We start from the raw sequence: 13,497 nt of genomic DNA on the forward strand, positions 1-13,497 counted from the left end.
CTGTCCTTTCATCCGAAAGTGAAGACGAATGCTTCGACACCAGGATCGAAGAAGCGGATCTCGAACGTCCGTTCCCGCACGTCTCCCGACTGGCGCACCAGTTGATAGAGCCGGGTTTCCGAAACAGTGCCGTTGCCTTCGGCGTCAATATCCGAACCGTGGTCCGCGCCTGGCGCTGCGCCGTCCACCTTCACCTGAAAGCGGATCTTCCTGCCGTCCGCGCCGGGTCCAAGCACGAGATGCAGATCCCGCGCGCTGAACCGATAGGTGATGCCTCCGCCGGCCTGATCCAGCGAGGCCTGCTCATCGCCGACGGTCCACTTGCCTGTCAAACCCCATTCGTTGAGATTAGGTTTTCCCACCGTGTAATCACGCGCAACATCTGTTCCCACACCTTCCGGCGAGACGAAGTTGGCGGCGCGGAGGTATCCGATATAGGATTCACCGGACTGCAACTGCGCGAGGTCGGGCGCCGCCTCGGAACCCTTGGCGTCCGGCGTGACGGTGGCCGCGTCGGCCTTCTTGCTGCCCGCAGCTTCCGCCAGCAGATCCTGGATCACCCGTTCGGATTGTTCGTAGTCTCCCTCGCCAAACTGGGTGTGACGGATCTGGCCCTTAGCATCGATGAAGTAGTGGGCAGGCCAGTAGTTGTTGCCGAATGACCGCCAGATCTTGAAGTCGTTGTCGATCACGACGGGATAGCCGATCTGAAACTTGTCGATCGCCTGACGGACATTGTCGATCCGCTTCTCGAAGGCAAATTCCGGCGAATGGACGCCGATCACGACGAGGCCCTGATCCCGGTATTTCTCGGCCCAGGCCCGAACGTAGGGGATTGTCCGAATGCAGTTGATGCAGGAGTAGGTCCAGAAATCGACCAGAACGACCTTGCCGCGCAATTCTTCGGCCGTGAGCGGCTTCGAATTCAACCATTCCACCGCACCCTCAAGCGACACGAAGCGACCAAGCACCGGCAAATCGCTCTGGTATCCCTTACGCGGATCGTTCGCGGCAAGCTGCATCGCATTGCCGGTCGGCCTACCGGCGACATCGCTTGCGTCATGCAGCCTGTCGAGCAGCGACTGCTCGATGCGGGTGCTGCTCGCATAGGAGAGGCGCGACAACAAACCAGTATCGAGTCCAAGCGCAATTGCCGCAACGCCGGCCAACACGGCGACGCCGAGCGCCTGCCGCAGACGTTCGCTAACCCCGAGCGATCGCTTCATCGCGGCAAACACCTTTCCTCCGGCAAGAACAGCCATTGAAAGCGAGGTAGCGGCACCTGCGGCGTAGGCCGCCAGGAGGAGCGTCGTCTGCACGTTCGCCCCCTGCAGCGCGGCACCGGTCAGGACAAGCCCGAGGATCGGGCCGGCACAGGGTGCCCAGAGAAGACCGGTCGCGACGCCGAGAAGGAAGGAGGTGCCGGCACTCCCCTTCTTGCCGCTTGCCTGCTGCGAGAGGCGGCTGCCCAGTGCCACGGCCGGCCGCGTTACCACCGCCGCCATGCGCGGTGAAAGCAGCGTCACGCCGAAGCCGGCGATCAAAGCGATGGCAGCGTATCGGCCGATTTCGTTGGCGTGCACGGCCCAGCTTCCACCGACCGCAGCAAGCGTTGCCACGCCAGCGAAGGTCAGGATCATGCCGACCAGCATCGGCAGGATGCTTCTTGTAAACGGTTGACCTGCCCGCGACAGGGCGAATGGCAGGACCGGAAGAATGCAGGGGCTGACAATGGTCAGCGCCCCTGCAAGATAGGCGATGAGAAATAGGATCATTTTCGTACCCTGCAGTTGACCGGTGCTTACGCACTGGTCGTTGACGGTGGCTGCAGGGGATCAGTCCGAAGTATCCCGGATATGTCGTGTTCCACCCGATTTGTATCAGAATGCAAGCGACCGCAGCCGCTGGCTCAAGAGTTCAGAAGCTTCAGCAGTTTCTTGGCAGCCGAGCCGGATGACGCTGGGTTCTGCCCCGTTATCAGCCGCCCGTCGACAATTGTAAAATCGATCCAATCGCCGGCCTTCTCATAGTGTCCACCTAGACGCTTCAACTCATCCTCGACGAGAAAGGGCACGACCTCGGTGAGATGGACAGCCTCCTCCTCGCTGTTCGCAAAGCCGGTGACACGCTTGCCCTTGACGAGCGGCTGCCCCTGGTGGGTTACCTTTTTTAGGACCCCGGGAGCATGACAAACCAAGGCGATCGGCTTGCCCGCATTGTAGAAGCTTTCGATCAGGGCGATCGAGTTCCTATCGTTGACAAGGTCCCACATCGGACCGTGACCACCGGGATAGAAGACGGTGTTGAAACCTTCCGCCTTGACGTCGCTGAGTTTTGCCGTGTTTGCCAGCTCCTTTTGCGCGGCAGGATCGCCCTTGAAACGCGCCATCGCCTCCGTCTGGTTGGCCGGCTCGTCGCTCTTGGGATCGATCGGCGGCTGCCCACCCTTCGGCGACGCCAAGGTGATCTCGGCGCCCGCATCCTTGAACACATAGTAGGGCGCAGCAAACTCCTCGAGCCAGAAGCCGGTTGGCCGGCCGGTATTCCCGAGTTGATCATGCGACGTCAAAACCATCAGAATCTTCATCGTCAATCTCCCTTTGTTGAGCGAACGCAAGACGCGGTTTGGCCGGTCACTCTCGTATCCCGCGAGCACTTCACCCCCTGGGCTTGTCATCGACCCCTGAACAGGTGCCGGCTTACCCAACAGATAGAGCGGTGTCGCAACCTGTCCTGCCCCACCTCTCGGTATTTACTTCCTGCCGATTTCGGGTGAATACTCGCCGCCGGACAATCACTATTCCGCGAGGCGGCACAATGGATCGCATCGACGCAATGAAGGTGTTTGTGACGGCGATTGACGAGGGCAGTCTCGCCGGAGCGGCCCGCAATCTCAAACGATCGCCGACGGCAGTCAGTCGCGCCCTGAGCTTCCTGGAGGCGCATGTCGGTGTCGAATTGCTACACCGGACGACCCGGACGCTGAAGCTGAGCGAGGCAGGTCAACGCTATGCGGCAGCCTGTCGGCGCGTGCTGGTCGATCTTGAGGAGGCCGACATGCTGGCGGGGGGCGAGCGGGCGGCACCGCGCGGAACCCTGACCATTTCGGCACCGCCGATTCTTGGAGAAGAGGTGCTGCGCCCGATACTGGACGACTTCCTTGACCTTCACCCGACGGTTTCTGTCCGGTTTCTGATGCTGGACCGGTTCGTCAATCTCGTCGACGAGGGCGTCGACCTTGCCGTGCGTATCGGCCACCTGTCGGACTCCTCGCATGTCTCCACCCGTCTCGGTGGCGACGTGCGACGCGTCGTGGTCGCCTCTCCTCGCTATCTCGCCGACCATCCGCGCATCAACGAACCCGCAGACCTGGCGAAGCACCAGATCGTCGCGTTCAGCAATTTCGGCTTGGATTCCTGGAGCTTCACGCCGACGAAAGGTTCCTCTATCCCGCGCACGGTTCACTTCGCGCCGCGGTGCATCGTCAATAGCGTTCGTGCCGCGGCCGCTTCCGCTGCTGCTGGCGGCGGCCTGACGAGGCTCTATTCCTACCATGTCGCATCTTATGTGCGCGACGGACGGTTGAAGATCGTCCTCGCCGACGCCGAATACCCGCCGCTGCCCGTGCATCTGCTTGCGCCGCATGGCCGCATGTCGGTGCCGAAAGTTCGCGCCTTTGTGGATTTCGCAACGCCTCGCCTACGGTCCGAATTCGCGCAAATGGCAGCAGCTGCAGGCACTCTCGCCTGATTATGCCGAAATCCGGTTGATTGTCGCTCAGGCAGCGGCAATTCTCCCAGATGCAGAACGGATCTAAATCAATTGCACCACGCCGAGGGCGTAGGGCGGCCCAACGCAACGGCCGCGGCAATTGGAAGGATCACATCATGAGCATGCAACAGAAGGTCGCCATTATCACAGGCGCATCGCAAGGCATCGGCGCAGAATTGGTGCGGGCCTACCGCGACCGGAACTATCGCGTCGTCGCCACCTCCCGGTCGATCGAGCCCAGTTCGGACAGCGGCGTCCTCGCCGTCCCCGGCGATATCAGCAAGCCCGAAACTGCCGAGCGCGTCGTCCGCGAGGCGCTTCAGCGCTTCGGCCGCATCGACACACTGGTGAACAATGCCGGCGTTTTCCTGGCCAAGCCGTTCGTCGAAATGACCCAGGAAGACTACGACCATAACCTCGGTGTCAATGTGGCCGGCTTCTTCCACATCACCCAGCGCGCCGCCGCGGAGATGGTGAAACAGGGTTCGGGCCACATCATCAACATCACCACCAGCCTCGTCGACCAGCCGATCGCTGGCGTGCCCTCCGTGCTTGCTTCCCTGACCAAGGGCGGTCTGAACGCGGCCACCCGGTCGCTGGCGATGGAGTTCTCGAAGAGCGGCGTTCGTGTGAACGCGGTCTCTCCAGGGATCATCAAGACACCGATGCATCCGGTCGAAAGGCATTCGGCACTCGCCGGGCTGAATCCGGTCGGCCGCATGGGTGACATTCGCGACGTCGTCGACGCCGTCCTCTATCTCGAGACCGCGGGCTTCATCACCGGCGAGATCCTCCATGTCGACGGCGGCGCGAACGCCGGCCGCTGGTAGCCAGCACACTACGGAGCAGCAGCGCTGCAGCAGCGCGGCAGCCGTCAAAGACGCAAACAATTCTCTTTCATTGGAGACTGCAATGCCTATCGTCACTGTACAGGTTACCCGCGAGGGAAGCACACCCGACCGCAATTCGGTAACGGCCGAGGAAAAGGCCGCGATCATCAAGGGCGTCAGCCAAGTGCTGCTCGACGTCCTCAACAAGCCGCTTGAATCCACCTATGTCGTCATCGAAGAAGTCGATCTCGACAATTGGGGCTGGGGCGGTCTGCCCACTGTGCAATACCGCAAACAGCGCGCCGCCGCAGCCAATTCCTGACGCTGCCGAACGCCCGTGCCGGACCCGTCGCCACATAGGCGGCGGGTCTTGGCGCTCGTGCATTGCCTTGAAGAGCAACCCGCACGCATCGCATCAGTCAATGATGTGATAGCCGCCGTCGATGTAGATCGTATCGCCCGTCATCAATCTCGCCGCGTCATGAGCCAGGAAAGCAGTCGCCATACCAACGTCATCGATGGAGACGAGGCTGCGAGTCGGGGCGGTTTCCTGCGCCTTGCTCAGGAGTTCGTCGAATTCCGGGATGCCGGACGCCGCACGTGTCGCCAGCGGGCCAGGTGAGATGGCGTGAACGCGTATGCCCTTAGGCCCAAGTTCGGCGGCAATATAGCGAACGGCGCTTTCGAGAGCCGCCTTGGCAACACCCATCACATTGTAGTTCTTCACCACCATCTGGCTGCCGTAGTAGGTCATCGTGAACAGCGTGCCGCCGCGTTTCATCAGCGGTTCGGCGAGATGGGCCATGCGGATGAACGACCAGCAGGAGACGTCCATCGTCTTCAGGAAGCCGTCATGCGGCACATCGACGACACGTCCCTGCAGCGTATCCTTGGGCGAGAAGGCAATTGAATGCACAACGAAATCGAGTTCGCCCCATTGCTCCGTAATACGATCGAAGACGGCCTCGAGCTGTCCCGGCATCGCAACGTCCAGCGGCATGAAGATGGACGCTTCGAGCACATCGGCCAGCGGCTCGACGTAGGGCTTGGCCTTGTCGTTGAGATAGGTCACCGCGAGCTCCGCGCCCAAGGAGCGAAACGCTCTGGCACAGCCCCAAGCGATCGACTGATCGTTCGCGATGCCGACCACCAGTCCGCGTTTTCCTTCGAGAAGCTTGGCTTTTACCTCGGGAATCATGTCAGCCCTCTCTTCAGCCCTAAAACTTGCACGTGGCGCGACCTATGCTGCGATAAGCGCGAGCGTATGCCGCGCGATCATCAGTTCCTCGTCTGTCGGCACAACATAGATGGCGACCTTGCTGTCGTCGCTGGAGACAAGCAGATCACCGGCGTCGTTCCGCGCCGGATCGAGGAAGGCGCCAAGCCATTCCAGCTTCTTTGCAATCCGTGCACGCATCACCGGCGAATTTTCCCCGACGCCAGCGGTAAAAACGAAGGCGTCCAGCCCGCCGAGCACAGCCGCCAATGCACCAGCATTGAGGCCGATGCGATGGACGAAATGGTCAAGCGCGAGCCTCGCGCTGGCCTCGTCGCTGGCAAGCAGGTCGCGCACGTCGTTGCTGATGCCGGAAAGCCCCTTGAGGCCTGACTCCTTGTAGAGGAGGTCCTGCAGTTGTGGTGCAGTCATGCCATGCTGCTGGAGGAGGTATAGCAGCACACCGGGATCGATCTGGCCGCATCGCGTGCCCATCGGCAGGCCGTCGAGCGCGGTAAAGCCGAGCGTACTCTCGACGCTCACGCCCTGATGCAACGCGCACATCGATGCCCCGCTCCCAAGATGCGCAACGACAACCCGTCCCTTGCCGACAGCGGGCGCGATCTCAGTCAACCTTCCGGCCACATATTCATAGGACAGGCCGTGAAAGCCATAGCGGCGGACGCCCTCCTCGAAATAACGTTGGGGAATCGCATAGTGGTCCGTCATCGGGTCATGGCCGCGATGAAAGGCCGTGTCGAAGCACGCTATTTGCGGAAGCTCTGGCTGGCGTTCCAGCAGCACATGGATCGGCGCGAGATTGTTCGGCTGGTGCAAAGGCGCCAGCGGCGCGTACTGCTCAAGTTCGCGAAGCAACTCCGTATCGATGCGCGCCGGACGTGAATGGTTGGGGCCGCCGTGGACAACGCGGTGACCGACGGCGATCGGCCGCCCCTCCTGTCTCTGCCGCAGCCATTCTCCGACCAGACGCATCGCCGCCGGCAGGTTGGGAACAGCTTCGAGCGGATAATTTTCGTTCGTCAGTTGCTCGCCGCCGGCGCTCTTAATGGCGAGGTGCGGCGCGGTTCCGATCCCTTCCATCTGTCCCTTAATCAGCCGTACCAGCGAATTTGCGACCGAAAACACTTCGAACTTCAGGCTCGATGAACCGGCATTCACGACGAGGATGGTATCCATGGCTTCAACCGCCCTGTATCGGTGCCGTGCGACGACGCGCATCGGCAAGCAAGACTGCGACGGCGCAGGAGGCGAGACGCGCCCGGACCGAATCGGCGCGGGATGTCAGGATGATGGGCACGCGCGCACCGAGAACGACGCCTGCCGCATCCGCCCGTGCCAGAAAAGTCAAGTTCTTCGCCAGCATGTTGCCGGCCTCGAGATTGGGCACAACCAGGATCTGGGCATGTCCGGCAACCGGCGACTGTATGCCCTTTATCCTTGCCGCTTCCGGGTCGATCGCATTGTCGAAAGCAAGTGGACCGTCGAGAATGCCACCCGTGATCTGCCCGCGCTCTGCCATCTTGCAGAGAGCGGCTGCGTCGATGGTCGAGGGTATCTTCGACGTGACGGTTTCGACGGCAGAAAGGATCGCCACCCGCGGTACGCCGAGGCCGACCTGCGTGAAGAGATCGATCGCATTCTGGATGATATCCCGCTTGGCATCGAGATCCGGCGCAATGTTGATTGCGGCATCAGTGATCAATAGCGTTTCCGCATAGTGCGGGACATCCATGACGAACACGTGGCTGATCCGGCGCGCCGTCCTAAGTCCAGTGGTGGACGAGGTCACGGCCCGCATGAGCTCATCCGTGTGCAGGCTCCCCTTCATCAGGAGGTCGGCACCGCCCTCCCGGATGATCTCTACTGCCCTGGCCGCCGCTGCATCGCTATGCGGCACGTCGACCAGTTCGAACGGCGAGATATCGAGGTTGTGTGACTGGGCGACCGCGCGCACCTTCTCTGCTGGCCCAACAAGGATCGGACGCATCAATCCGACCTCAGCCGCCTCGACCGCTCCACGCAGCGATGTCTCGTCGCAGGGATGGGCGACGACCGTTCGCATCTGCGGGACCTGCTTTGCCTTTGCGATCAGCCGCTCATATTTCTGATGACGACCAGATTCTTCATCAACGCTGTCCAAATCCGACATCTGCACATGCTCCGTGTTGAAGGACGAGGGCAAGTCCCCGACGTTTGCGCAACCTTTGGCTAGTTTGCACGCCTCACGGCCTTGAGTGGCGTCGGTTTCTTCGGCGGCGAAGCAGGTTCGGCAAGCGGCTCCGACAAAAGATCAAAGAGCCCGACGATCCGCTGCCAACGCCGCTCGGCTTCTTCGGAAAGCGGCCCACGCGCATTCAAAACCTGCTGGAGGGAAGAAAGCGCTTCCCTGCGAACACCCTCCTCTGCCGGCAACAGACGGGGAATTGCATTCACGGCAGCTTCCTCGTCGATCAGCAGCATGAGGAACTGATCACGGATCAACGCCTTGAACTCCGAAAGCGTCATTGCAGGCATTCCGTTCTCGGCGCTCCGCATCCGCCGGATCGCGGCAAATCCACGCTCATCGGCTGCGCCGCTTGCCATGGCGACGTAAAGCAGGCTGCGCGCTAGGCCTTCGCGAAGCCCGCCATTGCCGATCTGCGCCTTGAGTTCCTCCACCTTCGTCCTGAGGACCTGACGATGGAGTCCGGTCTTGCTGGCGCGCCGGTGTGGCTTCGTATCCGACGGGTCGATACCGACCGCCGCCTGCAAAAGCGGAGAGCCATAGACGGAGAGGAACGTCGCCTCGCTCAACGCCTCTATTCCTTCGCGCCATGCATCCAGCCCCGCAACAATCTGCCGCGAGAATGCCTGTTCCAACGCCAGGAAGGGATTGTCGGCAGCAACCGGGCGCCGCTCGTCCTCAACGTCAACGGCAAGGTCTGCAATCGGCGCCATCAGGGGATTGACGTCAGAAAACAGCTCGTACTGCAGCCGGAGTGGATGCGCTTCGCGCAACCGATCGGCCGCCCACTCGGGCATCATCGCGCGGACAACAGGCTGGAGGAACGTCCGATAAAGCGAGAGGTTGATTTCCGACACCTTGGCGACCGTCGCAAAGCGGCGGTCGTCCTCGGCGCTATTGCAGCCGAGCGCTCTGATATCATCGAGCGTCCTTGCCTCGCAGCGCATGATCCAATCGCCCTCGACGAGATCGCCGCCGATGGTCTCATCGGTCTTAGCTTCGAAAATCGCCTCATAGAGGCCTAGCGGCAACGCATCGATCAGGTCGATGTTGCTGGAGAATTCTCCGTGCTCCTTGCGGGCAACGCTCGCGGACACGAAGATCCCGAGATGGCCGATGGTTTCGTGAACGGTGTAGACGATCGTCTGCCCGTGCGAACGTATCTCGTTTACGTCATCATAGAGGTCCAGGACCCACCCGAGCGCTTGTGCGGGGGGCGTGATGTTATCCCCTTTGGAGCAGAAGACCACGATCGGCGCACGAATGTTGCGAAGATCGATTGCCTCGCCGTTGGATGCCTCGATACGACCTGCCGCGAGATTGTTGCCAACGAAGAGTTCATCGACGATGAACTGGATCTCTTCGGCATTCAGGCTGACGTGTCCGCCCCACCATTCCTCGAAGCCGAGATAGCGCGGCGCTTCGGTGTCGATCTTCGAGTAGAGATTATACTGCTTGGTCCAGAGCGTGTTGGCAGGATTCTGGTTCTCGAAATTCTGAACCAGCCAGGCGCCGTCGAACTGTCCGTGGCCAAGGTCGCTTGTCAACGCGGTGAGCCAGCTGCCACCCAGCAACCCGCCCGTATAGCGCATCGGATACTTGCCGCGCTCACCAGCCCAATAGGACAGCGGCGCGCCGGCAATGATAATCGATCCGAAGAGTTCCGGGCGCATGGCAGCGAGCATCATGACGGCCCAGCCCGCCTGGCAATTTCCGATCACGCAGGGCTTGGCGTCGGCCTGCGGATGCAGCGAAATGACTTTCTCCAGAAAGATCGCTTCCGCTCGAGCAATGTCTTCGATCGTCTGTCCCGGCACCGGCTGGGGAAGGAAGCCGATGAAATAGCATGGATGCCCAGCTCTCAGCGCGACGCCGATTTCGCTGTCTGCTTTGAACCCTCCGATGCCCGGCCCATGTCCGGCTCTCGGATCGACGACAACAAACGGTCGGCGTGTCTGGTCAACCTCTATTCCATCAGGCGGGACAATCCGGACCAGCGCGTAGTTGACCGGCCGCTCGAGCGTGCGTCCATCGAGCACAATTTCGGGTGTGAAGCTTAGAACATGCGGCGCTGTCGCTTCGGCATGAGCCCGGTATTGGTTGCCGCGCTTGCGCATGACGTCCCAGAACAGCACGCTGCGCTGAGCGGCATCCAAGGCATAATCGAAAGCAAGACCGGCTGGGCCAAACTGAGCGGCGAAACCGGCCGTCGGAAGATAGGAAGAGTACCGCATGCCAAAGCTCCCTCGTTCACCCTCTCATCGAGGATCAAGTTCCTATGCTCGCGATAGTATTCTCGCTCTGCGTCCACTCTGTGAACGAACAGCTCGCGCTGTCAGACACATGTTTTGTTAGCAGATGCAGCATAGGCGCATCGGGCGGAGCACCCAACGTATTTTACGGTAGCATACGCCGTTCTTGAATGGCGCCCATGTAGGGAAGGCCGGTTTCTCGGCGAGCTCTCTTGTAAATCCGCAGCAGGCCCGAAGGCCTGGTCCATCTCGCCCTGACAAGGCTCGATGACCGGCCCAGCCGCGCACCTCCCATTGAGAAGCCAGTCAGGCGATAATGTATTGAATGTTGCATCGCCCATGAATCGGAGACGTCTCGACATGCGCCTGCACGCCGAACACGTCGCCGATCAGATCCCGCGTCAGAACGTGCTGCGGAGTCCCGATCGCAACGACCGAACCCTGCTGGAGAACAGCCAGTTGATCGCAGAACATAGCGGCTAGGTTGAGATCGTGCAGGGCGATGACACAGGTGACGCCGAGCCTGGAAATCAGGCCCAGGATTTCGAGCTGATGCTGGATGTCGAGGTGGTTCGTCGGTTCATCGAGGAGTAGTTCAGCCGGGCTCTGCGCAAGGGCACGCGCGATATGGACACGCTGGCGCTCGCCGCCGGAGAGCGTCTGCCAAAGTTGCGTCGCTCGGCCTTCCATGCCGACGCGGGACAGCGCCTCATCGACTGCAGCATCGTCCTTTACTCCCAGGGGTGAAAGGGCGCCGCGATGTGGCGTGCGACCGAGGCGTACAACATCCCTTGCCGTCAGTTGCGTCTCGGTTGTGGCCTGCTGCTCGACGAAAGCAATGCGGCGCGCGAGATCGCTCCGCGCCAACGTCGTAACGTCGCTCTCGCCCAAGCGGATAATACCGCTACGCACCTTGCGCAAACGACAGATCAGCCGCAACAGGCTCGACTTGCCGGATCCGTTCGGCCCGAGCAGGCCTAGAACCTTTCCTGTCTGCACCGTCAGGCTGACGCCGTTGACGATCAGCGAGTTGCCTGCTGCAAAGCTTACATCTTCGAGCCTGATGCTCATGCGGTCCTCCGAGCGCGATACAGGATGACCGCAAAGGCCGGTGCGCCGAACAAGGCCGTGACGACCCCGATCGGCAGGACCTGTTGCGGGATGATGATCCGCGAGATGATGTCGGCACCGATTAGGAAGATCCCGCCGCCGAACATGGTCGCCGGAAGCAGGCGATCATGCCTGGCCCCGACGAGGAACCTCGCGGCATGCGGAATGACCAGCCCGACAAAACCGATTGCGCCAACCATGCTGACCACGGTTGCGGTCATCAACGCCGTCGTTCCAAGAAGCACCACCTGCACGCGCCTGACCGCAATGCCCAACGATGCCGCTGCATCTGTTCCGAAGGCGAACGCATCCAAGGGTCGCACATGGAACAGCGAAACGGCGAAACCGAACATCGTCACCGGCACGACCAGATAGACGTCAGGCCAGCGGACGCCGCTCAGCGACCCAAGCAACCAGAACATGACGCCCCTTGCCTGCTCGGCATTTGCCGAAGTCGTGACGATATAGGACGTGACTGCGTTGAAGAGTTGCGATCCGGCGACGCCGCAAAGAATGATGCGCTCGCTGCTACCTCCGGCGCGTGCCGCAAGAAAGGCCACGAGCAGGAAGGCGACAACAGCGCCGATGAACGCGCCACCTGACAGGCTCAGAACACCATAGCCGAAGCCGAGCAGCATCACGCAAACCGCGCCGGTCGAGGCTCCTGCGGAAACACCGAGCACATAGGGTTCTGCTAGCGGGTTGCGCAGCAACGCCTGCAGAACTGCCCCGCTGAGCGCGAGGGACGCCCCCGCACTTGCAGCCACCAACGCCCGGCTCAATCTATAGTCCCAGATGATGCCTTGATGAATGCGGCTAAGCTCGAAAGCCGAACCGAACAGGCGGTTCAACACGGCCTTCGCGGTCGTCGCCAGCGGGATCGATATTTCCCCTATCGAAACAGCAAGACCGATCATCAGCGCGAGCAAGGAGAATGCAGCAATGACGAGCGCAGCATGCGCCCACCATTGCTGCTGCTTGAGAATGGCGCCGCTCACTGCGCCAGACCGAAGGAATTGATGCCCTTCGCCAGTATCTCGATGCCGTCGATCGTCCGGATCGTCGGGTTCATCGATTGGGCATCCATCGTCACAATGCGCTTGTTCCTGACGGCATCGAGTTGGCTCGTGACCGGATCTTTTGCCAGAAAGTCGAGCTTTACCGCAGGGTCATCGGCCGCATACCGTCTCCGATCCATCGTCGCGATAACGATCACAGCCGGATTGGCCTCCGCAATCGTCTCCCAGCCGACGAGCGGCCACTCCTCCTCTGTCGCAACCACATTCTGCGCACCGAGCGTCTTCAGAATATAGGCCGGGGCGGTGTTCTTTCCGGCGATGAATGCATCTCCGTTGACTTCCTTGCTGGAGAACCAGAAGACGACCAGGAGGTTCTTCGCAGCAGCGCCCGCAACCGATGCGACCGCCCGCGCTTCACGCTGCCTCAGTTCGGCAATGAGCGCATCGCCGCGTTCCTTGATGTCGAAGATTTCGGCAAGTTCAGCGATCTCCCGATAGATCAGGTCCGTCGTGAACAGTTCCTTGCGAACGCCGTCGCCGCTGTCGGCATTGATCTTGGCGACGCAATCTGCCGGCGCGATGTAGGTGTTGATGCCGAGTTCGGCAAATTGCTCTCGCTTGCCGACAGACCCCTGTTGGCCGACGTGCCATTCAAACTCGGCGGCAACCAGATCCGGCTCCCGTCCGACGACGGATTCAAAGCTCGGATCGTTGTCGGCAAGCCGTTTGATCCTGGCGTTGACTTCGGCATATTGCGGCAAGACCGGGCCGACCCAAACTGCCGTTCCGGCAATCCTATCCGCCAACCCGAGCGAGAAAAGAACTTCGGTCATCCCCTGACCGATCGATACGATCTTGGCCGGCGCCTTGTCGAAGACGACCTCGCGGCCGCAATTGTTGATGATCAATGGGTACTGGGTGGCGGCGAGACTTGGCGCTGTCAAGCCAACAAAGCCGAAGGCAAGTGCAATGGCTGCAAGAAATTTACGCATAGGGATCTCGATTGGGAGGGAAGGAACCAGCGTTTATTGCCGGCGCAACCGCCAGGAATGAC

General features: G+C 61.0%; 12 protein-coding genes. 3 read left to right on the plus strand and 9 right to left on the minus strand.

The window, feature by feature from the left end:
• Nucleotides 1–8: 8 nt before the first annotated feature.
• Together NBG89_RS12495 and NBG89_RS12500 are read right to left on the minus strand one after the other, a co-directional pair.
• The gene (locus tag NBG89_RS12495; protein ID WP_431320232.1) at nucleotides 9–1,775 is read right to left on the minus strand and encodes a cytochrome c biogenesis protein DipZ; all 1,767 of its coding nucleotides are present in this window, start codon (nucleotides 1,773–1,775) and stop codon (nucleotides 9–11) included.
• A 134-nt stretch (nucleotides 1,776–1,909) separates the two neighbouring features.
• Nucleotides 1,910–2,587, minus strand: a complete 678-nt coding sequence (locus tag NBG89_RS12500) for a type 1 glutamine amidotransferase domain-containing protein (RefSeq protein WP_431320233.1) — start codon at nucleotides 2,585–2,587, stop codon at nucleotides 1,910–1,912.
• Between the two features lie 230 nt (nucleotides 2,588–2,817).
• On the opposite strand from NBG89_RS12500, the gene NBG89_RS12505 reads away from it, so the two are divergent.
• From NBG89_RS12505 to NBG89_RS12515, 3 genes are all read left to right on the plus strand, one after another.
• Entirely contained in the window at nucleotides 2,818–3,750 is a 933-nt protein-coding gene (locus NBG89_RS12505) for a LysR family transcriptional regulator (protein ID WP_088695140.1), read from the plus strand.
• A 137-nt stretch (nucleotides 3,751–3,887) separates the two neighbouring features.
• The gene (locus NBG89_RS12510; protein WP_431320234.1) at nucleotides 3,888–4,601 is read left to right on the plus strand and encodes an SDR family NAD(P)-dependent oxidoreductase; all 714 of its coding nucleotides are present in this window, start codon (nucleotides 3,888–3,890) and stop codon (nucleotides 4,599–4,601) included.
• A gap of 82 nt (nucleotides 4,602–4,683) precedes the next feature.
• Nucleotides 4,684–4,923, plus strand: a complete 240-nt coding sequence (locus tag NBG89_RS12515; protein WP_088695202.1) for a tautomerase family protein — start codon at nucleotides 4,684–4,686, stop codon at nucleotides 4,921–4,923.
• A 93-nt stretch (nucleotides 4,924–5,016) separates the two neighbouring features.
• Here the strand turns inward: NBG89_RS12515 and fabI are convergent, their stop codons facing one another.
• From fabI to NBG89_RS12550, 7 genes are all read right to left on the minus strand, one after another.
• Entirely contained in the window at nucleotides 5,017–5,799 is a 783-nt protein-coding gene (gene fabI, locus NBG89_RS12520) for an enoyl-ACP reductase FabI (protein WP_431320235.1), read from the minus strand.
• Between the two features lie 42 nt (nucleotides 5,800–5,841).
• The gene (locus tag NBG89_RS12525) at nucleotides 5,842–7,014 is read right to left on the minus strand and encodes an acetate/propionate family kinase (RefSeq protein ID WP_431320236.1); all 1,173 of its coding nucleotides are present in this window, start codon (nucleotides 7,012–7,014) and stop codon (nucleotides 5,842–5,844) included.
• 4 nt (nucleotides 7,015–7,018) lie between these two features.
• Nucleotides 7,019–7,987 (minus strand): phosphate acetyltransferase, encoded by a 969-nt coding sequence (locus NBG89_RS12530; RefSeq protein WP_431320237.1) that lies wholly within the window; start codon nucleotides 7,985–7,987, stop codon nucleotides 7,019–7,021.
• Nucleotides 7,988–8,046: 59 nt separating this feature from the next.
• Nucleotides 8,047–10,296, minus strand: coding sequence for a DUF3141 domain-containing protein (locus NBG89_RS12535; RefSeq protein ID WP_431320238.1), 2,250 nt, complete (start codon nucleotides 10,294–10,296; stop codon nucleotides 8,047–8,049).
• Between the two features lie 324 nt (nucleotides 10,297–10,620).
• On the minus strand, nucleotides 10,621–11,385 hold the full coding sequence (locus NBG89_RS12540; protein ID WP_431320239.1) for an ABC transporter ATP-binding protein: 765 nt from the start codon (nucleotides 11,383–11,385) through the stop codon (nucleotides 10,621–10,623).
• Entirely contained in the window at nucleotides 11,382–12,422 is a 1,041-nt protein-coding gene (locus NBG89_RS12545) for a FecCD family ABC transporter permease (protein WP_431320240.1), read from the minus strand. The genes NBG89_RS12540 and NBG89_RS12545 overlap by 4 nt, the downstream gene beginning before the upstream one ends.
• Nucleotides 12,419–13,435: an ABC transporter substrate-binding protein gene (locus tag NBG89_RS12550; protein WP_431320241.1), complete on the minus strand. Its 1,017-nt coding sequence runs from the start codon at nucleotides 13,433–13,435 to the stop codon at nucleotides 12,419–12,421. Before NBG89_RS12550 ends, NBG89_RS12545 begins: the two co-directional genes overlap by 4 nt.
• Nucleotides 13,436–13,497: the final 62 nt, after the last annotated feature.

This window comes from Rhizobium sp. YTU87027 (genome assembly GCF_050644135.1).
Classification (GTDB): domain Bacteria; phylum Pseudomonadota; class Alphaproteobacteria; order Rhizobiales; family Rhizobiaceae; genus Rhizobium.